This window comes from Winogradskya consettensis, from assembly GCF_018332715.1.
In the GTDB taxonomy this organism is placed as follows: domain Bacteria; phylum Actinomycetota; class Actinomycetes; order Mycobacteriales; family Micromonosporaceae; genus Actinoplanes; species Actinoplanes consettensis.
In genome coordinates this window covers 454,488-474,842 of sequence record NZ_BOQP01000008.1, presented here as the reverse complement: position 1 = coordinate 474,842, position 20,355 = coordinate 454,488, and the positions used below count along the sequence as shown (strand labels likewise).

Here is a 20,355-nt window from a genome sequence, read left to right as displayed (position 1 = left end):
TCGCGTCTGAGCTGCCAGTCGTGCCGGGATCGTTCCGTGGTGATCAATCGAAGGTCTCGGGAACGGCTTGGTGCGGACCGAGTACGAGCGGTAAACCTGAAAGCCAAGTACGGCATCTCCGTCGCCGAGTACGACGCGCTGCGCGCAAAGCAGGGGTACCGATGCGCGATCTGTCAGCGACACGAGGATGACATTCCCGTCGTCGCCACTGGGCGGCCGCGACGTGTTGAACGCCACGCGAATGGGCTCTGGCGCACTTTTGGTGAACTCGTCACGCATGGTGGTGAGCCACCGAGGGCGAAGCGCGCGTTGTTCGCGACAGATTCCAGATATCGGCTGGCGTGCAGCCGGTGTGCCGCGTCAGGCTGGGGTCGTGATCACCATGCAACGAGTACGTGTGCGGTGGAGCGCGGCAGCCCGCGGGGCGCCGCAGGCGAACGCCCGCCGCGGGTTGTGCCGTCCGGCGATGCTTCCGCTATCGATACCGGGCGATGAAGTGGTGATCCATGATGTGCTCGCCGATGAAGCGGCCGGATACGTACGCAATGACCAGGTGGCCAGTGGCGGCGTGGATCGTGCCCGCGACCTTGACCTGTGGCTGTCCACGGAAGGCTCGGCGCTGATCGTCGACCGGTTACCGGGCCTGGCCGCATACCCGCGGCAGACCGGCCCGGCCCGCCTCTTCGTTCTCTTGCCAGGGCAGATCGGTTGCTACCGGGCGAACTTCCGGTTCACGTTCACGACTTGCGCCTGCAATCCGAGCTGGTACTACGAGGACTGGCTGCTACTCATCGCCAACGGCCAGATGCGAACCGACGGGTTCATCTCCCGCAAGCCCGACCACGACGTCGACCACCGCGTCCACCTCTACGGCGGATCGAGACGGCCACGCCAGCAGTAGCCGACCATCAGCACATCCAATGGCCGCCCGCAGCAGCCGACGTTGATCGCGAGTACGAAAGCGCCGCAGCCGGACGTGGGCTTAGTGCGGGATGAGGATGCGCTGGCGGAGTAGGTCGAGGTTGGCGCGGCCGTACATGGTGTGTTTGAGTGCCTTGATGCGGTTGACCTGGCCTTCGACGGCGCCGGAGCTGTAGGGCAGGGTGAGTCCGGCGGTGACCGCAGCGTGGTCGCGGCGCAGGCCGGTCACGAGGGTGTGCAGGGCGGGCAGGTCGTCGGCTTCCACAGCGTGCATCCAGCAGTCGAGGCGTTCCCCGCCGAGCTCGCGCATCATGGCCGCGAACTCGGCCACGTGCCGGCGTACCGCCCGCAGTGCCGGACAGCGGACAAGGACGCCGGTGAGCACGGCGCTGTGCTCGGTGTCCAGGTGCTCGGGCTTGGTCATGATCCAGCTGGTGACCCGGCGCGGTTTCGGCGCTGGCACCGGCCGGGGTGTGGTGGTCGCCGGGCGTAGTGGTCGTAGGTAGCGCTGCACGGTGCGCAGGCTGCCGCGCCAGCCGCGGGTTTGCAGTTCGGCGTGCAACACGGCGGCGTCGGTCAGTCCTTCGGCGCGGCGTTGGTGGATGTAGTCGGCGTAGTCGTCCAGCACGCTGGAGCGGTGGATCGCCGGAGCGAGCAGGTCGTCGAGGTTCGCGTCCGCGTATCGCTGCACGGTGCGGAAACACACGCCGAGCTGCCGGCTGATCGCGGTCAGGGAGAGCCCTTGGGCGCGGAGCTGTTGGATGGCGGCGTGCCGCTGCTGCTTACGGGCCACCAGAGGACGGAGTTGGCCGTCGACGTCGAGCATCCGGTCCGGTAAAGGCACCACCGAGTTCGCAGCCACGGGTTGCGGTGGTGTCGGTTCGGTCAGGCAGCCGCGGTGGGCCCACAGGTGGTAGCGGTCAGCGACCTGGATCGCCTGCGGCGCCCCGGTGCGGGCACCCTCGGCGTAGGCGCCGCCGCGGTCACGGCAGATGACCTGCACACCAGGATGCGCTGGCAGCCACGCGGCGAACGTCTCGGCGGTGCGCCCGGCGAGCACATCGATCGGGCGGTGGGTATCCATGTCGATCAGAATCGTGGCGTAGACATGCCCGCGGCGCAGCGCGAAGTCATCGACACCCAACACCCGCGGACCCGCCTTGACCTCCGGCGCCGGCAACGCCCGTAGTAGCCGCAGCAACGTCGAACGGCTCACCGTGATCGCCGAGCGGGCCGCCAGCCGGGCTCCCGGACGTCCAGCCAGGGCCACCGCGATGGTCTGCAACTGCCGGCGTAACGCCACCCTCGCCCGGGCGAGGGTGGGTCGTCAGACCGGGAACCTGTTCGGCGAACGTGCGCTGCGCGCACTCGGCCGCCAGGCACACGAACCGTCGTACCTGGAGGTGGATCGTCAGCCGGCGGCCGCTGACCGGGAGATCCGCCACCCGGCGCTGGTAACGAGCATGTACCCGCTTTGACTCCGTGCCGCATCCAGGACAGATCGCCGAGGCGGCAACCGTCTGCGTCCGTACGTGGATGTCGTGTCCGCCGTCGCTGATCTTCTCCACCCGTACCGCAGCCCGCCAGGGAAACACCAGATCGGCCAACGTCGCATCGAACACCCGAAGATCATGGACGAACGTCGCACCGAGTCACGAGTCCACCAAAAGTGAGCCAGAGCCCGCGAATGTCAGTGAATACGCCATCGAGTGTCAGTGTTCCATTCGGTGGCCGAGTTCTTCCGGGCAGATGGGCGGTAGTCGAGCAACCAGCTCAGATTGACTGAGGGTCGTGCCGTCCTACGTCGGAACTGAAAGTCAGGTCGACGGCGTGCTGGTCCGCGGCGCGTCGCAGGACGGGACGCGACGGCTGTCCCCCGGCAGCGGTGGGTGACCCACCGGTTCAGCAATGGCCTGACGAGTTCACCCGCGAGCACCGCGAGCAGCAGGTACAGGAAGACGGCCAGCCACAGATAGCCGGACCAGGCCAGGACGCGCTGGACGGCCATCGGCATCGAGGTGAACCCGCCGATCAACGCCGAGGCGGCGACCACTGGCCCTGCGATGAACACGGTAGAACCGGCACGGCGAGCCCACGAGCCTCGCGAGGTGGTCTCCGCGACCAGACGTCGCCACAGGTACCAGTGAAGTGTGCCGAAGACGATCGGCACGACGACCGCGGCGAGAACGGACAGGGGACTCACGGGTGGCGCTGCCTTTCGTCGGCGCGGGTCGACCCCGGTGCACAGGCCGTTGGGTACCGGTGATGCGCCAGGTGACGCCGAGCACCGAACCGATCTGTCAGCGGGCCGCCGTGCAACTAAGTGCTGCGGGCCGTGCCGATTGTCCAACCGGATCTTTTGTGGGGGGCCAAGAATGGCCTGGGTCCCGCCTCAAACAGGTCATGGGCGGACCGCGGGCAGGAGGACGCCGTCGATGATGGAGATGAGGAAGTCGCGGTCGAACGGCTTGCGCTGGATGAGCGCGCGGTAGGCGGCGATAGACGGGATGATCTGTGCGAGGGTCTCGACGTCGGCGGCGGAATCGATCTCGCCGCGGCTGATCGCCCGACCCAACAGCACGCGGTTGGCGGCGGCCCACGGTTCGACGATCGCGTCGTTGGCCGCCTCGGCGAGCCCGCGGTCCTGGCTGAGCATCGACGCCAACCCGGCCATGATCGTGAGCTGGTACTCGCCTTCCTCTACGGAGGCCGGTTTGAACAGCGCGAGGATGTCGCCGCGCAGGGTGCCGGTGTCGGGCAGCCGGTCCAGGTCGGCCTGACTGCGTTTCATGTGCCCGACGGCGTCGAGGACCAGTTCGGCCTTCGACGGCCAGCGACGGTAGAAGGTGCCTTTGCCGGCCTTGGCCCTTGCCGCCACCGCACTCATCGTCATACCCGCATAGCCGACCTCTGCCAAAACCTGTAGAGCCGCGTCAAGGATTTCGGCGTCGCGGCCAGGGTCAGGCTTGCGGCCCGGACGCCGGTGGGCGGTGGGGCCACCCTCGCCGTCCGGGACGGCGGCACCCGCGGTGGGGTCGTCCTGCGTCATAACGGTGATCTCCTCGCTGCCAGAAGCGTGTCCTGCTGTGTGCCGATCCGGATCCATTGTTCTGCCGCCGGACCGGCGGGCAGCGCACGGGTCCGTGCGCTGCCCGCCGATACACGGGTCAGACCGCGGGTACGGTGACCTCGCCGCGCTGGGCGGCCTGTGAGTGTTCGCGGCTGTCCCGGGTGGAGATCAGCACGGCGGCGAGCACGATGCCGGCGACGGCGAAGCCGGCGCCGACGAGGAACGCGTCGGAGAACCCGTCGGTGAGAGCGATTTTCAGGTCCCGTACGCCAGAGGTGAGCGCGTCGGTGGTCGCCGAGTTGGCGATGGAGGCCAGGATCGCCAGGCCGAGCGCGCCACCGATCTGCTGGCTGGTGTTGATCAGCCCGGAGGCGAGGCCGGCCTGCTCCGGGGTGGTGCCGGTGACCGCCGCGATCGTCATGGGCACGAACGACAGACCGAGACCGATCCCGGCCAGCACCGAGGGGCCGAGCACGTCCACGGCGAACGAGCCGTCCGGGCGTACCTGGGAGAACCAGGCCAGTCCCAGCGCGACGAACGCCAGGCCCGCCATCAGTACGGGCTTGAATCCCAGCCGGGTGACCAGGGTCGAGGCCGCCGTCGCCGCGACGATGATGGACACCGACAGGGGCAGATAGGCGAAGCCCGCGGCCAGCGCGCTGAATCCGAGCACCTGCTGCAGGTACAGGGTGATCAGGAAGAACATCGAGACCAGGGACATCCCGACCAGCAGACCGACGACGTTGGCGCCACGCAGCGTGCGCAGGGAGAACGTCGACAGCGGCAGCAGCGGGTTGCGCGAGCGCCACTCGATGACGACGAACGCGGCGAGCAGCACCAGCGCGCCCAGTCCTCGCAGCAGGGTGGTTGCCGAGGTCCAGCCCGCCTTGTCCGCGTCGACGAGCGTGTAGACGAGCAGGGCCAGACCGGCGGACACGGTGACCGCACCGGGCAGGTCGAAGGCACGCTTTTGTGCCCCGCTGGTCGACTCGATGAGGCGCTTGGGCGCCTGCCAGATGATGAGTGCCCCGATCGGGACGTTGACGAACAGCACCCATTCCCAGCCGAGGTACTCGGTGAGCACGCCGCCGAGCAGCACACCGGCCGCGCCACCGGCGCCGGCGACAGCACCCCAGATGGCGAGGGCCCGGTTGCGTTCGCTGCCCTCCCCGAAGGTGGTCGTGACGATGGACAGGGCCGCGGGCGAGGCGATCGCCGCGCCGAGGCCCTGCAGCGCCCGTGCCGCGATCAGCCAGGTCTCGTTCTGGGCGAAACCGCCGAGCAGGGAGGCGATCGTAAACAGTGCGATACCGGCCACGAACATGCGCCGCCGGCCGAGGAAGTCGGCCAGGCGCCCGCCGAGCAGCAGGAACCCGCCGAAGGCCAGGACGTAGGCGTTGACCACCCAGGAGAGGTGGTCCTGGGAGATGCCGAGGGCGGTGCCGATCGAGGGCAGTGCCACGTTGACGATCGACGCGTCGATCACGACGACGAACTGGGTCAACGCCAGCAAGGCGAGCGCGAGGTTCCGCGCGCGTGGGGTGGTGAGATCTGCGGGCATGGGTGTACGACACTCCGAACGGGGATGAGCGTGGGAGAAGGTGAGGTGCTGGGGCGACGCCCGAGATGGTTGTCGGGGCGTCGCCCCGCGGTGGTCACTCGTGGACGTTGACCATCCAGGTCACCCCGAACTGGTCGGTGACGATGCCGAAACCGGGCGACCAGGTCGACGAAGTGAGGCTTTCGACGACCATCCCGTTCACGGCGAGGCGCATGAAGAGCGTTGACGCCTCTTCCAGGGTGGCGATGCGGAGTTGGATAAACATGGGCTGCTCGGTGATGGTCGTGCCGTTCGCGCGACGGGTCGAGCCCGGCTTGCCGAAGTCCGGCTCCTGGTCGCCCGGGATGTCATAGCCCATCACCAGGACGCCGTCGGCGGTGGTGATCTGGCCGTAGACAATCCGGTCGCTGTCCGGCAGGCCGGCGGGCATGCCGAAGTCCTGGTAGGTGTGCGACAGCAGGTCGCCGTCGAAGACGCCGCGGTAGAACTCGAGCGCCGGGCGGGCGTTCCCGTTCGCGAAGTTGATGTGCGGGATGGTGGAGATGGCCATGGTGGGATTCCGTTCGTTCAGGGATTACGGACGTAGTCAGCGCCGGCGCAGTGACGCGTCGGTGAGCGCGGGCGGGAAGTAGCCGGCGTCGCCGGCGGTCATGTTGCGGCCCGGCGGCACGATCTTGTCGATGCGGTCCAGGACGTCCGGGTCGAGGACGAGGTCGGCCGCGCCGAGCTGGCTGTCGAGCTGTTCGATGTTCATCGGGCCGATGATCGGTGCGGTGACTGCGCGGTGGGCGAGCACGAAGCCGAGGGCGAGGTGAATCAGGGAAAGTCCCGCTTCCTCGGCGAGTAGGGCGAGGGCCTCGACGGCGTCGAGCTTGTCGGCGTTGCGCGGGGCGTCGATGTCGAAGATGCCGGGCATCAGCTCGGTGCGGCTGCTCACCTGGCCGGTGGCGCCCTTGCGGAACGTGCCGGAGAGCCAGCCCCCGCCGAGCGGGCTCCAAGTGAGCACGCCGATGCGGTACGCCTCGGCGGCGGGCAGGACGTCCGCCTCGATCCCGCGGGCGAGCATCGAGTACGGGGGCTGCTCGGTCACGAACCGGCCCAGGCCCCGGCGGTCGGAGGCCCACTGCGCCTCGACGAGCTGGTGGGCCGGGAACGTCGAAGTGCCGAAGTACCGGATCTTCCCGGCCCGCTGCAGATCGGTCAGCGCTCCCAGGGTCTCCTCGATCCCGGTCGCCGGATCGGGGCGGTGCACCTGGTAGAGGTCGAGGTGGTCGGTGCCGAGCCGCTTCAGGCTGCCCTCCACCGCCCGCATGATCCACCGGCGGGAGTTGCCGCGGTCATTGACGTTGTCGCTCATCGGGTTGTGGAACTTGCTCGCCAGGACTACCGAGTCGCGGCGCGTCCCGGCCAGCGCCTTGCCGACGATCTCCTCAGCCTCCCCGCGGGCATAGAGGTCGGCGGTGTCGACGAAGTTGATGCCGGCGTCGAGCGCGTGGTGGATCGTGCGGATCGAGTCGTCGTGGTCCTTGTTGCCCCATGACCCGAACATCATCGTGCCCAGGCACAGCGAGCTAACGCTCAGTCCGGTGTCCCCGAGAGTGCGGTACTGCATGTGATCACCCGTTCTTCGAGACGGCTCCGCATCCCAGCGCCGACGTGGAACGCCGGCACAACCGCCCGAGGTTCTGACCAACGGCGCGGCGGAGCTCGTACTCAAAACGGTAACGGTCAGTTCCGATAACGTCAAGTATCGGTACCGAGCGGTATTGCAATTGCGGAGGCCCGCTTACAGGGTGTTGCTGAGGTGACGCTCGCACGGGGTACGGATCGCGGGGACCACGGTGGCGCCTTCGAGCCGGGCATGCAGGTCGGCGGCGGCGCGTTCGACGGCTTCGGCTGCTTGCCTTCCCCGGTCGGCGAGGAGGTGGGTGCGGATGCCGCCGGGGGTGCTGGCCCACGATCCGATGAGCTCGCCGTGCCACCAGACGGTGGGGCCGATGTGCCGTACCGGTCGTGGATGTGGCCAGGGTCGAACGGTGAACCAGTCGCGATGCGTCCAGCCCATCGGGGTCGGGTCGAGGCACGGAAGCGGGCAGGCAGCCGGCGAGGTGGGCGGCACGGGGGTGGTGCCGCGTAGGTCGATTCCCGGCCATCCCGCAGGTCGACCTCTTCGGTGTCAAGCGGTCCGAGGGCGGCTGCGTGACCGTTTCGTCGAGCCGGCCGTCACGTTGCTGGCGCAGCCGTTCGGGGGCGATCTTCCTGTTGAATTCGCCGTGCCGACGAATCGGCCAACTCCGTCAATGCGTCGTTGCCGATGGACCGGATCGGGCGGTAGCCAGGGCATGCGACACCTAGGCTAAACGCGGCCTTCATATCCCCGTTCTTTCCGGCGATGCTGGATGCACGCCGGAAAGAAGGGAGGTTGACATGGACGACAAAGCGCTCGGCGAGTTCCTCCGCCATCGGCGGGAACGTTTACGGCCGGAGGATGTTGGCCTGCCCGGTGGTGGCCGGCGCCGCACTCCCGGGCTGCGCCGTGAGGAGGTCGCGAGCCTGGCGGCGCTGTCGCCGGATTATTACGGCCGGCTGGAGCAGGGCCGGGTCCGCAGCCCGTCGGCGGCGGCGCTGGCCAGTCTCGCGCGGGCGATCCGGCTTACCGGCGACGAGCAGGATTACCTGTTCCGCCTCGCCGGGCAGCAGCCGCCGGAGCCGCGTTCCCCGCTGGCGCACGTCGATCCGGCGATGCTGTATCTGCTGGACGTACTCGAGCACACGCCGGCTCAGGTGGCCGACGACCTGCTCACGGTCGTCGCGCAGAACCGGGCCGCGGAGAACCTGCTGGGCGTGTGGACCGGGTTGCCGGGGTACGAGTCCAACGTCACGTGGCGGTGGTTCGCCGATCCGGCGTCGCGGGACAGCAACGATCCGGCTGAGCACGACCGTATCGGCCGGGCCTACGTGGCCGACCTGCGTGCCGGGGTTGCGCAACGCTCGCCGGGCGACCGGTTCTCTCAGGGGCTGGTCGCCGACCTGCTCGATCGCAGCGCCGAGTTCGGTGAGCTGTGGGCGGAGCAACAGGTGGTGGCGCTGAGTTCGGCGCCCAAACTGATCCGGCACCCGCTGGTCGGCGAACTCGACCTGCAGTGCGACGTCGTGCTGAGCCCGGCCACCGGTCACCGGCTCATTCTCTTCCGGCCCCGGCTCGGATCGAACGCTCGCGACCAGATCGCCTTTCTCGACGTACTTGGGAATCAGAAGTTCGCCTGAACACCACTGCTTTTCATTCATCACTTGGCAAACGCGGACACCCCCGTATGCCCGAAAATGACAATCGAGGAACCCCGTGAACATCAGCGGAAACACTATCTTCATCCCCGGCGCGACCTCCGGGATCGGCCTCGGCCTGGCCCTGCGTCTGCAGGAGAAGGGCAACACTGTGATCGTCGGCGGCCGGCGCACCGAGCTGCTCGAGCAGATCGCCACTGAGCACCCGGGCATCGGTACGGTCACCATCGACACCACCGACTCGGCGTCGATCACTGCGGCCCGCGACGAGCTGGCGACCCGCTACCCGGCATTGGACACGCTGATCACCATGGCCGGAATCATGGAGGCCGAGGACCTTCGCGACCCGGCGTCCCTCGATGTCGCCGAGCGGACCGTCGAGGTCAACTTGCTCGGCCCGATCCGGCTGATCAACGCGTTCCTGCCCCGCCTGCTGGCCCAGCCCGCCGCGACCGTCATGACCGTCAGCTCTGGCCTGGCCTACGTGCCGCTGCCGGCGACGCCGACCTACAACGCCACGAAGGCCGCGATCCACTCGTTCACCGAGAGCCTGCGGGTGCAGCTGTTCAAGAGCGACGTGCAGGTGATCGAGCTGGTTCCGCCGGCCACCCGGACCACCCTGATGAACCAGCAGGACTCCGACATGGCCATGCCTCTGAAGGATTTCCTCAACGAGGTGATGAGCCTGCTCGAGGCCGACGGCAAGGCCGAGCAGATCCTGGTCGAGCGGGTCAAGTGGCAACGCAACGCCGAGGCCGAGGGCCGGTACCAGGATGTGCTGGGCGTGCTCAGCGGCCGCTACCGCTCCTGACCCCCCGTGCGGCGGCCGGGCATGCGCCCCGGCCGCCGCACCCCCACGGCAATAGAACGGCCTCTCATGGAAACCACCCTCATGGGGCACGGCGGGCTCCGCATCCCCCGGCTCGGCTTCGGCACGTACCAGATCGCACCCCGCGATACCGAACAGCTCGTCGGCGAGGCGCTGCGGGCGGGCTACCGGCACATCGACACCGCCCGGTACTACCGCAACGAGGCCGGCGTCGGCGCCGCCGTCCGGGCCTGCGGACTCGACCGCGGCGACATCTGGATCACCAGCAAGCTCCCGATCGCCGGGGACGACACCGACGAGGTCCGCAGTGCCATCGACGCGACCGTCGACGCGCTCGGCACCCACGTCGATCTCTATCTGATCCACTGGCCGATGCCGCGGCGTGGGCGCTACCCGCGGACGTGGCAGGCGCTGCGGGCCGCCCAGGCCGACGGCCGGCTGTCCGGGATCGGCGTGTCCAACTTCCACCGGGCCCAGCTCGATCGCATCCTCGCCGACGGCGGCCCGCCACCGGTGGTCAACCAGATCGAGGCCCACCCGCACTTCGCCAACAACGATCTTCGGCAGTACTGCGCCGAGCGGGGCATCGCCGTCGCGGCCTGGTCACCGCTGGCCGCCGGGTCCGTGCTGCGCGACCCGGCCATCCAGTCGGTGGCCGGGGAACTCGGCCGGACGCCGTCGCAGATCATCCTGCGGTGGCATCTGCAACGCGGCGACATCGTCCTGCCGAAGGCCAGTTCGCCGCAGCGCATCGCGGAGAACGCCGCGGTGTTCGATTTCTCCCTCGACGCCCGTCAGATGGCGCGCATCGACCGGCTCGACCGAGGCGAGGCGGGCCGCACCGGCCCACATCCGGAACGCCTCTGACCCGAAGGACCCCCATGCGACATTCCCCCTGCCGATCGCTACTCGGCGCGAGCCTCACCGCAGTGCTGAGCCTGACCGCCTGCTCCACGGAGACCCCGGAGGGCGAGCCGGCCAGCCAGGTCGTCCCTGGCGCCACCGTGACCCTCGACGGATCTAGCGGCCCGATCGCCACCCTTGGCGAACCCACCGAAATCACCACCGGCCTGACCGTCCCGTGGGGCCTGACCTTCCTGCCCGACGGGTCCGCCCTGGTCTCCGAGCGCGACTCGGCTTTGATCAAACGGGTACCCGCCGGTGGCGGCCCCGCACAGAGCGTCGGCGAAGTTCCCGGCGTCGTCCCGAAGGCCGAGGGCGGCCTGATGGGCCTTGCCGCCTCATCCGGCTTCGCCGTCGACCGCACCGTCTACGCCTCAGTCACCGGCGCCGACGAGAACTCGATCGTGGCGCTGCACATCGCCGAGGACTACCGGTCGCTGCGCCAGGACCGGGTGCTGCTCGACGGCATCCAGACCGCCGAACGCCACCACGGCGGCCGGCTCGCAATCGGCCCGGACGGCAACCTGTGGATCGGCACCGGCGACGCGTTCGAACCGGCCAACGCCGCCGACCAGAACTCCCTCAACGGCAAGATCCTGCGCATCCGTACCGACGGCACGGTACTCGGCGACAGCCCGATCTACTCCTCCGGGCACCGCAACGTGCAGGGCATCGCGTTCGGCCCGGACGGCACCGCGTACGCCTCAGAACTCGGCCATCGCACCTGGGACGAGGTTAATGTGCTCAGCGAGGGCGCGGACTACGGCTGGCCCGAGACCGAGGGCATCGAGGGCAGCACCGGAACGGCGCCGATCTGGACCGTGCACCCCGACGATGCCTCACCCTCGGGCATGGCCTACGCCGCCGGTTCACTCTGGATCGGCGCCCTCGGCGGACAACGTCTGTGGCAACTGCCCGTCGACGGCGGCCGGGCAGCCGGTGAAGCGGTCGCGCACTACCGCGGTGAATACGGCCGCATCCGCACCGTCGAGGTCGCCCCTGACGGCGCGCTCTGGCTGATGACCTCGAACACCGACGCCTCCACCTGGGGTGGCGTCGCCCCGAAACCCGGCGACGACCGCATCCTGCGCGTCACCGTCAATCAGTAGAACAGGACCCTCTGATGTCCGTCATCCTCATCACCGGCGCCTCCACCGGCATCGGCAACCTCACCGCCCGACGACTGGCCGACGCGGGCCACACCGTCTACGCCAGCATGCGCGACCCCGACGGCCGCAACACCGAGCCGGCCGCCCAGATCCGCGCGTACGCCCGCGACACCCGCACCGACCTGCACGTCGTCGCCCTCGACGTCACCTCGCAGGCGTCCGCCGACGCCGCCGTGCAGACCGTGATCGAAGGGCACAACGGACTCGACGTCGTCATCAACAACGCCGGCCACCTGTACGTGGGCTACGTCGAGGCCTTCACCGACGACGACGTCACCCACCTCATCGACGTCAACGCCGTGGGCACCCACCGGGTCAACCGCGCTGTGCTGCCCCACTTCCGGCAGCGCCGGGCCGGGGTACTCATGTACGTCGGCAGCACCATCCCGGTAACCACACCCCCGTTCATGGGCCCGTACGTGGCGTCCAAGGCCGCGATGGACGCCCTCGCCGTGGTCACCGCCTACGAGGCCAACGCGTTCGGCATCGAAACGGTGATCGTCATGCCCGGCGCCATCACCGACGGCACCGACCACTTCCCGAACGCCAGCAGCGCCAGCGACACGCAGGTGGCCGCCGCCTACAACGCCCTCGACCCGATGGTCGCCGACACCGAACGCGCCACCAACGCGTTGTTTACGCCACCGGTGAAGGGGGCGGCCGGCGTCGCAGAGGAGATCGTCCGTGTGCTCGACCTGCCCTTCGGAGAGAAGCCGTTCCGCACCGTCATCGATGATGCCCACGCTGGCGTCGAACAGGTCAACGACGCCGCATACCGAGCCCGCGCCGAGTTCGTCCGCCGCATGGGCTTCGACGCACTACTAAACCCGACCCGCCGGTAGGGCCGGGGGCCACGCCCTCAGACGAGCTCAACGGAACCGGCGCTGCACCCGATCCCCGGCATCGCCGCCCTGGTGGCGGCCAGCGCCATCGTCGCCCTCGCGGCCTTCATCTGCCAGACCCTCCAGCGACGCTTCACCGCGTAACCCCGTACCAGCACGCGCAAGGAGCCCAATCCCATGTCCGGCCCGGCCCGGCCACCGGCATCGGTACCCATACCGACGCCCAGGCCGTGGTATCCGGTCGACCAGCACACGATCGCGTTGGTCGCCACGGTCAGGCACCACATCTGCTCGGACTGCTGCTCATGGTGCCGGCGGCGCAGCGCCACCCCGCGTACGCGGCGATCTCCCGCAGATGATCGGTACGGGTCTGGCTGCGTGCGCCGTAGTCGCGCAGCTCGCCCATCGGCACGCCCAGGCACTGTGACAACCGGCCGACCGCGGCGGCCGGCGCCGAGCTCACGTCATCCGGGACGTAACCCAGCCACGGCAACGCGCACAGCTGGACCGCCGCGCCGAACAGGTTGCGGCCCGTCCGGAACTTACGCAGGAACGCCTCGTCCGCGTCCGTGAGCGTGAAATGCCGAATCAACTCCACCCGGCCGATCTCCGGGAACGACCTCAACCGTGCCATCTCGTCCTCGAGAACACATCCCGAGTCGCCATGAACCACCACCCTGCCATCGACCGTCACCAAACGGGCGGCAGGTTACGGGCCGGTCAGACCAAGATTCAACGCCAGATCCTTAGCGTTGCTTTTTCGCTGGAAGCTACGGGCGCCCCAATACGGCAGGGCAGCGGTGCGGCCGTGTGAGTCCCGGTCGGTCTTCGAGGTCCGGACCTCGACCTGTACGCCTTCGGCGGTGAAGGTCAGGTCGGTGATGTCGAGGGCGGCCAGTTCGCTGCGCCGGGCGCCGAGCGCGAAACCAAGTATCAGCAGCGCGGTGTCGCGGATCCCGACCAGGCTGTTGCGGTCCAGGGCGTCGGTCATGGCGGGTAGCGCGGCGATGGTGACCGGGGCGGTCTTGCGGACCCGTACCCCCGCGCCCGTGCTGGCCCGGTCCCGGCGGTAGCTGCGCAGCACCTGCCGCGGCCCATCCGTGCGCAAACCGCCAGCGCCGGCGGCCCGGTGTGCGGTGGTGATCGCGGCGAGCGCGCGTTCGACGGTGGCCGGGGCACGGCCGAGGTCGGCCAGGGCGCTGACGTACTCGGTGACGATCACGTGCAGATCGCCGTGCCGCTCGAGCAGGTGCTGCATCCCGTCCGCGAGTCGTTCGTCGTCGGTGAACACCGTCGCGGCGAGCAGCTTGCGGTCGGCGCTCCAGGAGAGGAACCGGCGCAGGTCGCCGGTGTAGGCGCGGCGGGTGCTCTCCGGCATGGCCCGGCGCAGCCGGTCGCGGGTATTCGCCGACAACTCCACCGCACCGGCTTCGAAGTCGTCCGGGAGCACCGGGACGTGAGGATCGCTTGTGTCTGGCTCGCCGGGATTCTCAATCACGGGAATCAGCCGAGCCAACCCCGGCCCCGCTCCTTAAGTCAGCCTTCCAAGCACCTCAACTCGTCGACTTGCCAGATAGCCAGAGCCGTCCGCCAGATTCTCGGAGCTTTCGCCAGTTACGCAGAGCCTTCGCCAGATAGGCGGAGCCAGGACAGCGGCGGACGCCTCGGTGTGCTGAGTCATTCATCTACCCAACACGAAAGATCCGTCAGGTTGGTGAAGAAGCTGTGCAGATGCTTCGACCCAGCGCGGCCCCCAGGAACCAGAGCCAACGTGCTGCATCAGATTCACCGGTCCGGAATCAGGTTCACCGGACCAGCGCATCACCTGCAGCTTGCCGCATCAGGTCCAGCGGGCCAGGACAAGCGGTCTCGTACCTCTGACGGCCTGATACACGTGCGGATACAACATAAGCGGGATTATGGGCGGAGCTAGATTTGTCCGTTTTTGATTTATTGGATTGCCGGTAATAGCAATACAGTAATCAGGGCTCGATCGATGCCGCGGGAAGTTCCTACGAGGCCGGCCGACCGGTTGTACCGAAATCCTGAGAGAACGCCGCTGAGGGAAGCCGGTCATCAAGCTGAACGACGCGACCCGCCCCCGCACCCGCAGCATCGGCACGGCTGTCGGTGCCGTGTGCCGGATCCTTGACCAGCTGGTCCGGCGACGCTGGATGAAGGGCGCACCGCCGCCAACCCAGCGACGGCGGCCTTGCCGGTGCAGGTCACGGTGGGACGACGAGAACCTGCTCGGCGCGCTGAGGGCCAGGGTTCTGACCACATGCGGGTGCCGGATCGGGCGGACGCCGTAGCTGCGCAGGCCTGATAGCGGGCCCGGCAGGCCTATCAGCGTCGTGTCAGTGGGCTGTCAGTGTTGCGGCTCAGTCTTTGGTCGCTGAAGCGCTATCGACCGAGCTGACTACGGAGGCATCCCGATGACCGATACTGAATCAGAAGCCCGCGTTCCCGCGGCACACCAGCCTGAGCAGCGGCGGGCCACAGCGGCGTTGCTCGTTGCGGGGCCTGGGATCTATCTGGGTGCGGAGTTTGTTGCTGCGGCGGCGTGGACGGATCCGGGGTACAGCTACACCCACCACTTCATCAGTGATCTGGGGGTGCACGGGCCGTCGACGTTGTTCGGGCAGTACATGTACTCGCCGCTGGCGTGGGTGATGAATACCGGGTTCTTCCTGTTCGGGATCGTCATTTTTGCCGGGGTGGCGATGCTTCGCGGGCTCAGCGGCGCGCGGCGGTGGGCGGTGCTTGTTCCTGCGGGGATGCTGGCCGTCGGTGGGGTGCTGCTCTCGTTGTTCCATGGGTCCGGGGAGGCGTTGACCGACGGGACCGGGGAGTATCACAGCATGGGGGCGTTCGCGGGGTTCACCGGTGCGAATGTGCTGGCCGTGGTGCTCGGGAGGGCGTGGCGGCGGGTGGGGGTGTCGCGTGCTGCCGGGCGGGGGCTGGTGGTGGCCGGGGTGGTGGGGCTGGTGTCGACGGTGTTGTATCTGACCGCGATCATGGCCGGGGGTGAGAGTCCGGTCGGGATCATCGGGCTGATCGAGCGGGGGGCCGCGGAGCCGTTCCTGATCGGGTTGCTGTGTGCGGGAGTGTCGATGATCAAGCGGGCTGGAAGCTGAGCAGGCAACGCTCGGCGGCGGCCGGCGTTGTGGGCCAGGGCGATCAGGTGGGTGTGCGTACGGTCCTGGCCCTGCAGGTAGCAGAGCATGCGCAGGTCGCCGGTGGTGTTCGGGGGTTTCGGTGCCGGTGCGGCGTCGAAGGAGTCGGCCTGGACCGCGGCGGCCAGCGCGGCGGAGGTTCATGGACCCACGCTGGTACGTGGGGAAAGTAATGAACCGGATGTGGCCGGGAGGCGTGTCCAGACAGCAGGAGTAGCCTCCTGGCTTTCGCCGTCGTCTCGTCTAAGGATCTCCCGTTTTGTCTCGCAAGCGTCGTGCCGCAGGGTGGGCCCTCACCGGGTTCGCCGCCGTGATTGTGTTCCTTGCCCTTGTTGTCCCGGATCAGGTGACCCGGTTGCCGGCGGGGACGCCGGTGTGGCGGGCGTTCGTGCGGGTGCCGATCGAGGGGCTGGTCGCGTTCGCGGTGCTGCTGGTGCTGCCGAGGCGGCCGCGGATGATCGTGGCGGGGGTGCTCGGGGGTGTGCTGGGGCTGCTGACCGTGCTCAAGGTGATCGACATCGGGTTCTTCGCGGTGCTGGCGCGGGCGTTCGACCCGGTGCTGGACTGGCCGTTGTTCGCCGACGGGTACCGGTTCGTGCAGGACTCGTTCGGTGAGCTGGGGGCTGTCGGGGCGGCGGCCGGTGCGGTTCTGGTTGCTCTGGGCGTACTCATAGGCATGGTTTTGGCAGTAAGGCGGTTGGCCGCCGTCGCGGGGCGGCATGAGACGGCCTCGCGCAGGGGGTTGGCCGGCGGGGCGGTCGTGTGGGTGGCGGTGGCGTTGCTGGGGACCTCGTTCGTGCCGGGGGTGTATGTCGCGTCCGACAGTGCGGTGACGCTGGCACGCGACGGGATCGGGACGGTGCCGGCGGCGATCCGGGACAAGAAGGCGTTCGCGGACGAGGCGGCGACCGACGCGTTCAAGGACACCGCGGCGGATCAGTTGCTGACCGGGTTGCGGGGCAAGGACGTGGTGTTCACGTTCATCGAGAGCTACGGGCGCTCCGCGGTGCAGGACCCGACACTCGACACGGTCGTGCACGCGGCGCTGACGAAGGGGACCGCGGATCTGAAGACCCGCGGGTTCGCGGCGAAGTCCGGGTTCCTGACCTCACCGACGGCCGGTGGTGGGAGCTGGCTGGCGCATTCGACGTTCCAGTCGGGGGTGACGATCGGGAACCAGCAGCGCTACCGGAGTCTGGTGTCGGGGGACCGGCTGACGCTGACCAGCGCGTTCAAGAAGACCGGGGCGTGGCGTACGGTCGGTGTCGAGCCGGGTGTCACGTACGCGTGGCCGGAGGGCACCTTCTACGGCTACGACCAGGTGTACGACTCGCACACCCTGGGTTATCACGGGCCGGCGTTCTCGTGGGCGACGATGCCGGACCAGTTCACGCTGAAGTCGTTCACCGATCAGGAGTACGCCAAACCGGGCCGGGGTCCGCTGATGGCCGAGATGACGTTCGTGTCGAGTCACACGCCGTGGGCGCCGATCCCGTCGATGATCGGCTGGGACCAGGTCGGCGACGGCTCGGTGTACACGCAGCAGAAGGCGCAGGCGAAGACGACCGGTGAGGTGTGGAAGGACAAGGACCTGATCCGCGCCGAGTACGCCAAGTCGATCGTGTACTCGGTCGGGGCGCTGATGTCGTGGGTGCAGAAGTACGGCGACGACAACCTGGTCCTGGTGTTCCTCGGCGACCATCAGCCCGCCCCGATCGTGGTGGGTGAGGGTGCCAGCCATGACGTGCCGATCACGATCGTCGCCCACGACCCGAAGGTCCTCGACCGTGTCAGCGACTGGGGCTGGACCGACGGCCTGGAGCCGCAGCCCGCCGCGCCGGTGTGGCCGATGGCGGAGTTCCGCGACCGCTTCCTGACCGCGTTCGGCCCGACGGGTGACGAGACCCGCCCCCTGTCCCCACCGCGGTAAGCAAAGCGGTCAGAAAACCGGTGGCGCGGCCTGGGACGATGGCTGCGTGAAAACGATCCGGGTGACCGTCAAGGGCGCGTTCGACGCGCTGACCGCCGACCAGCGCGCTGCGCTGCTGAAAGACGCTGCGCAGCACGATGTGGCGTTCGCGGCGTTCACCGCGGCCGGGTCGCTGACGTACGACATCGCGACCCGGCCGTTCTTTACCTTCCGCTACGAGGGCACCGCCGAGCAGGACAGCGACATCGTGAAGGTGACTGCCGCCGCCGAGACCGCGGCCGCGCAGTGGATGACCGCTCGCGGTTATGCGTACAAAAATCTGACGTCGCAGACCACGGACATGTCACTGGTCCCGCTGGGTCCTCGCGGTCGCCGGGAGATCGCGTGACAACACCGGCGATGCGGGCGGTCGGGTTCACCACCAACGGTGGGCAGTTCACCGTCTTCGATCGGCCGGTCCCGCAGCCCGGGCCGAATGAGGTGCTCATCGAGGTCGCGTACGCCGGAGTGAACTTCGCCGAGCTTCAGCACTGGCGCGGTGACTTCGGGCGGGCCGACGCCGACGGTGAAATCCCCGGCCTGGAAGCGGCCGGCCGGGTCGCAGCGCTCGGCGACGGGGTCACCGGTTTCGCCGAAGGGCAGGCGGTGACCGCGTACCTGCCGGGCTTCGGCGGGTACGCCGAGTACGCCGTCGCACCGGCTGCGTTCACGTACACCGCCGAGGGTCTGAGCCTGGACACCGCTGCGGCGGCGCCGACGGTTCTGACGACGGCGTACGGGGCGCTTGCCGGCAGCGGCCGTCTGCAGCCCGGCGAAACCGTCCTCATTCATGCCGCCGCCGGAGGAGTGGGAACCGCGGCGGCCCAGATCGCACGTGCCCTCGGCGCCGGCATGGTCATCGGCACGGTCGGTTCGGCGGCGAAAGTGGAGTACGCCCGTACGTTCGGCTACGACCACGTCGTGGTCCGTGACGCCTTTCCCGGCGCGGTCAGCGACCTGCTCGGCGGGGCCGGCGTCGACGTGGTGCTCGATCCGGTGGGTGGCGCTGCCCGGGCGGCTGGCATTGATCTGCTGGGGCCGTTCGGCCGGCTGGTGGCCTTCGGTGACGCGGGCAGCCACCCCGATCTGGTCCTGCCCGTCCAGCCGTTGTGGAAGAACAACCGGATGGTCGGCGGTTTCAACATCGGCCACCTCGTCCGGCACGCGCCGCACCTCGTGTCCCGTTTCGGTCAGGCCGGCCTCGATCTCGTCCGGACCGGCGCGGTACGCATCGACGTCACCGGTGAGGTGGCACTCGCCGACGCAAAGGTCGCACTCGACCAGCTCGCCGCGGGAGTGAACCGCGGCAAGCTGGTCCTGCGGGTCCGCTGACGTCACATCGCGCCGGCGGCGATGTTCTGTTCCAGGTGCTCGACGCTGCCGGTGCCGGGGATCGCGAGGACGTGCGGTCCCTGGTGCAGCGTCCACGCGAGCCGCTGTTGATGGTCGCGCACCGTGGCCGGGGTGCCTTTCTCGCGGTCGGTGCCGGCGAGGGAGAAGAACGGCACGAACGCGATCTGTCGCTGACCGCAGGCGTCGAGCAGCGTACGGTCCGGGTAGTCCACGCCGAACGCGTTCTGCACGCACACCACGGGCGCGATGGTCTGCGCCTCGTCGAGCTGCGCGACGGTCACGTTCGAGATCCCCAGGTCCCGGATCAGGCCTTCGTCGCGAAGCCGGGCGAGCTCGGCGAACGGCTCGGCGAGGGAGCCCGCGTTGTCGGCGAGACGCAGGTTCACCACGTCGAGGCGGTCAACCCCGAGTAACTGCAGGTTCGCTTCGATGCGCTCCCTCAGGGGCTTCTGGCCGCGGGTTCCGACCTTGGTCGCGATGACGATCTCTGAGGGGTACGGGCTGAGCGCGGCCCGCAGAAGCTCCGCGGCATACCGCTTCTCCCCGGTCCCGACCCCCAGCGTCCCGCCGGGTGACACGTAGAACGCGGCCGTGTCGAAGTGGTTGACGCCCAGCTCGTAGGCCCGGCGCACGACCCGGATCGCCAGGTCACGGTCCGGGTTCGCGGTGATCCGCATCGTCCCGAAGCCCATGCGGTTGACGACGCGGTCTCCCAGGGGCGCGGTCCCGGCTGCGTCGGCGGTAGTCGTCACAGTGTCCTCTCCAGGGCGTGCAGATGCCCGGTCTGCGGGTACGGATGGGCGGCGGCGAGCGTGGCCTCGTACGCGTAGCCGCATTTGACCGCAACCCGGCACGACGCCGTGTTGTCGCTCTGATGTCTGAGCTCGACGCGGGTCAGTTCGGGGAACCGCGTGAACGACCATCCCGTGAGGATCGTGACCGCTCGTGGGGCGACGCCCCGGCCCCGGGCGGGTGCCGCGACCCAGTAGCCGACCTCGGCGAGGTTCTCCGGGCGTTCCCCGCGTTTGAGGACGACATGGCCGAGCAGGTGCTGCCCGTCGTCGACGACGGCGAACGTGTAGCGGCTGCCGTCGGCGAGCCCGGCGTGCTGCACGGCCAGCCACCGCAACGCCTCGGTGGTGTCGCCGGCGCGCATCCCGGTCCAGCGGTGCAGGGCGGGGTCGTCGGCGACCGCGACCAGCGCGGCCGCGTCGTTGTCGTGCCACGGGCGCAGGGTGAGCCCGCCGGACGGTTCAGGGGTTGTGGACACGACCGGG

20 protein-coding genes and 1 pseudogene are annotated in these 20,355 nt (G+C 68.8%); 10 read left to right on the top strand and 11 right to left on the bottom strand.

Annotation, left to right across the window (positions count from 1 at the left end):
• Positions 1-187: 187 nt before the first annotated feature.
• Positions 188-901 (top strand): hypothetical protein, encoded by a 714-nt coding sequence (locus tag Aco04nite_RS48740; protein ID WP_244875880.1) that lies wholly within the window; start codon positions 188-190, stop codon positions 899-901.
• 81 nt (positions 902-982) lie between these two features.
• Here the strand turns inward: Aco04nite_RS48740 and Aco04nite_RS10735 are convergent, their stop codons facing one another.
• From Aco04nite_RS10735 to Aco04nite_RS10705, 6 genes are all read right to left on the bottom strand, one after another.
• Entirely contained in the window at positions 983-2,191 is a 1,209-nt protein-coding gene (locus tag Aco04nite_RS10735; RefSeq protein WP_244875914.1) for an ISL3 family transposase, read from the bottom strand.
• Between the two features lie 1,131 nt (positions 2,192-3,322).
• A complete protein-coding gene (locus Aco04nite_RS10725; protein ID WP_212997039.1) occupies positions 3,323-3,970 on the bottom strand; it encodes a TetR/AcrR family transcriptional regulator in 648 nt (215 codons plus the stop codon).
• Between the two features lie 118 nt (positions 3,971-4,088).
• Complete coding sequence (locus Aco04nite_RS10720) at positions 4,089-5,552, bottom strand: MFS transporter (RefSeq protein ID WP_212997038.1); 1,464 nt, start codon at positions 5,550-5,552, stop codon at positions 4,089-4,091.
• 94 nt (positions 5,553-5,646) lie between these two features.
• Positions 5,647-6,102 carry a VOC family protein gene (locus Aco04nite_RS10715; RefSeq protein ID WP_212997037.1) on the bottom strand — a complete coding sequence of 152 codons (456 nt, stop codon included), beginning with the start codon at positions 6,100-6,102 and terminating at the stop codon, positions 5,647-5,649.
• A 36-nt stretch (positions 6,103-6,138) separates the two neighbouring features.
• Positions 6,139-7,164, bottom strand: coding sequence for an aldo/keto reductase (locus tag Aco04nite_RS10710; protein ID WP_212997036.1), 1,026 nt, complete (start codon positions 7,162-7,164; stop codon positions 6,139-6,141).
• Positions 7,165-7,338: 174 nt separating this feature from the next.
• A complete protein-coding gene (locus Aco04nite_RS10705) occupies positions 7,339-7,695 on the bottom strand; it encodes a DNA glycosylase AlkZ-like family protein (protein WP_438874907.1) in 357 nt (118 codons plus the stop codon).
• 284 nt (positions 7,696-7,979) lie between these two features.
• On the opposite strand from Aco04nite_RS10705, the gene Aco04nite_RS10700 reads away from it, so the two are divergent.
• From Aco04nite_RS10700 to Aco04nite_RS10680, 5 genes are all read left to right on the top strand, one after another.
• Positions 7,980-8,819 (top strand): helix-turn-helix transcriptional regulator, encoded by an 840-nt coding sequence (locus Aco04nite_RS10700; RefSeq protein WP_212997034.1) that lies wholly within the window; start codon positions 7,980-7,982, stop codon positions 8,817-8,819.
• A gap of 76 nt (positions 8,820-8,895) precedes the next feature.
• A complete protein-coding gene (locus tag Aco04nite_RS10695; protein ID WP_212997033.1) occupies positions 8,896-9,648 on the top strand; it encodes an SDR family oxidoreductase in 753 nt (250 codons plus the stop codon).
• Between the two features lie 66 nt (positions 9,649-9,714).
• Positions 9,715-10,533, top strand: coding sequence for an aldo/keto reductase (locus tag Aco04nite_RS10690; RefSeq protein WP_244875878.1), 819 nt, complete (start codon positions 9,715-9,717; stop codon positions 10,531-10,533).
• A 14-nt stretch (positions 10,534-10,547) separates the two neighbouring features.
• Positions 10,548-11,678, top strand: a complete 1,131-nt coding sequence (locus Aco04nite_RS10685; RefSeq protein ID WP_212997032.1) for a PQQ-dependent sugar dehydrogenase — start codon at positions 10,548-10,550, stop codon at positions 11,676-11,678.
• 14 nt (positions 11,679-11,692) lie between these two features.
• Positions 11,693-12,580 (top strand): SDR family oxidoreductase, encoded by an 888-nt coding sequence (locus Aco04nite_RS10680; protein ID WP_212997031.1) that lies wholly within the window; start codon positions 11,693-11,695, stop codon positions 12,578-12,580.
• Positions 12,581-12,597: 17 nt separating this feature from the next.
• Here Aco04nite_RS10680 and Aco04nite_RS10675 read toward each other — a convergent pair whose 3' ends face one another.
• The 3 genes and pseudogenes from Aco04nite_RS10675 to Aco04nite_RS10665 form a co-directional block, all read right to left on the bottom strand.
• On the bottom strand, positions 12,598-12,852 hold the full coding sequence (locus tag Aco04nite_RS10675) for a hypothetical protein (protein WP_212997030.1): 255 nt from the start codon (positions 12,850-12,852) through the stop codon (positions 12,598-12,600).
• 50 nt (positions 12,853-12,902) lie between these two features.
• Positions 12,903-13,246: pseudogene (locus tag Aco04nite_RS10670) on the bottom strand (DUF4158 domain-containing protein); the annotation flags it as partial.
• A gap of 43 nt (positions 13,247-13,289) precedes the next feature.
• The gene (locus Aco04nite_RS10665; RefSeq protein WP_212997029.1) at positions 13,290-14,030 is read right to left on the bottom strand and encodes a tyrosine-type recombinase/integrase; all 741 of its coding nucleotides are present in this window, start codon (positions 14,028-14,030) and stop codon (positions 13,290-13,292) included.
• Between the two features lie 985 nt (positions 14,031-15,015).
• On the opposite strand from Aco04nite_RS10665, the gene Aco04nite_RS10660 reads away from it, so the two are divergent.
• The 4 genes from Aco04nite_RS10660 to Aco04nite_RS10645 all read left to right on the top strand — a co-directional run bounded on the left by Aco04nite_RS10660 (position 15,016) and on the right by Aco04nite_RS10645 (position 19,057).
• Positions 15,016-15,717, top strand: coding sequence for a DUF998 domain-containing protein (locus tag Aco04nite_RS10660; protein WP_212997028.1), 702 nt, complete (start codon positions 15,016-15,018; stop codon positions 15,715-15,717).
• 349 nt (positions 15,718-16,066) lie between these two features.
• Positions 16,067-17,686 carry an alkaline phosphatase family protein gene (locus Aco04nite_RS10655; protein WP_244875876.1) on the top strand — a complete coding sequence of 540 codons (1,620 nt, stop codon included), beginning with the start codon at positions 16,067-16,069 and terminating at the stop codon, positions 17,684-17,686.
• A gap of 46 nt (positions 17,687-17,732) precedes the next feature.
• Positions 17,733-18,074 (top strand): DUF6204 family protein, encoded by a 342-nt coding sequence (locus Aco04nite_RS10650; protein ID WP_244875875.1) that lies wholly within the window; start codon positions 17,733-17,735, stop codon positions 18,072-18,074.
• On the top strand, positions 18,071-19,057 hold the full coding sequence (locus Aco04nite_RS10645; protein ID WP_212997026.1) for a quinone oxidoreductase family protein: 987 nt from the start codon (positions 18,071-18,073) through the stop codon (positions 19,055-19,057). Before Aco04nite_RS10650 ends, Aco04nite_RS10645 begins: the two co-directional genes overlap by 4 nt.
• 2 nt (positions 19,058-19,059) lie before the next feature.
• Here Aco04nite_RS10645 and Aco04nite_RS10640 read toward each other — a convergent pair whose 3' ends face one another.
• Both Aco04nite_RS10640 and Aco04nite_RS10635 read right to left on the bottom strand, forming a co-directional pair.
• Positions 19,060-19,830 carry an aldo/keto reductase gene (locus Aco04nite_RS10640; protein WP_308161632.1) on the bottom strand — a complete coding sequence of 257 codons (771 nt, stop codon included), beginning with the start codon at positions 19,828-19,830 and terminating at the stop codon, positions 19,060-19,062.
• Positions 19,827-20,348 (bottom strand): GNAT family N-acetyltransferase, encoded by a 522-nt coding sequence (locus Aco04nite_RS10635; protein ID WP_212997025.1) that lies wholly within the window; start codon positions 20,346-20,348, stop codon positions 19,827-19,829. Before Aco04nite_RS10635 ends, Aco04nite_RS10640 begins: the two co-directional genes overlap by 4 nt.
• Positions 20,349-20,355: the final 7 nt, after the last annotated feature.

Coding starts and splice junctions, on each gene's coding strand:
- Aco04nite_RS10685 (WP_212997032.1), top strand. CDS start 10,548: ATGCGACATTCCCCCTGCCGATCGCTACTCGGCGCGAGCCTCACCGCA.
- Aco04nite_RS10720 (WP_212997038.1), bottom strand. CDS start 5,552: ATGCCCGCAGATCTCACCACCCCACGCGCGCGGAACCTCGCGCTCGCC.
- Aco04nite_RS10725 (WP_212997039.1), bottom strand. CDS start 3,970: ATGACGCAGGACGACCCCACCGCGGGTGCCGCCGTCCCGGACGGCGAG.
- Aco04nite_RS10660 (WP_212997028.1), top strand. CDS start 15,016: ATGACCGATACTGAATCAGAAGCCCGCGTTCCCGCGGCACACCAGCCT.
- Aco04nite_RS10680 (WP_212997031.1), top strand. CDS start 11,693: ATGTCCGTCATCCTCATCACCGGCGCCTCCACCGGCATCGGCAACCTC.
- Aco04nite_RS10690 (WP_244875878.1), top strand. CDS start 9,715: ATGGAAACCACCCTCATGGGGCACGGCGGGCTCCGCATCCCCCGGCTC.
- Aco04nite_RS10700 (WP_212997034.1), top strand. CDS start 7,980: ATGGACGACAAAGCGCTCGGCGAGTTCCTCCGCCATCGGCGGGAACGT.
- Aco04nite_RS10715 (WP_212997037.1), bottom strand. CDS start 6,102: ATGGCCATCTCCACCATCCCGCACATCAACTTCGCGAACGGGAACGCC.
- Aco04nite_RS10710 (WP_212997036.1), bottom strand. CDS start 7,164: ATGCAGTACCGCACTCTCGGGGACACCGGACTGAGCGTTAGCTCGCTG.
- Aco04nite_RS48740 (WP_244875880.1), top strand. CDS start 188: ATGACATTCCCGTCGTCGCCACTGGGCGGCCGCGACGTGTTGAACGCC.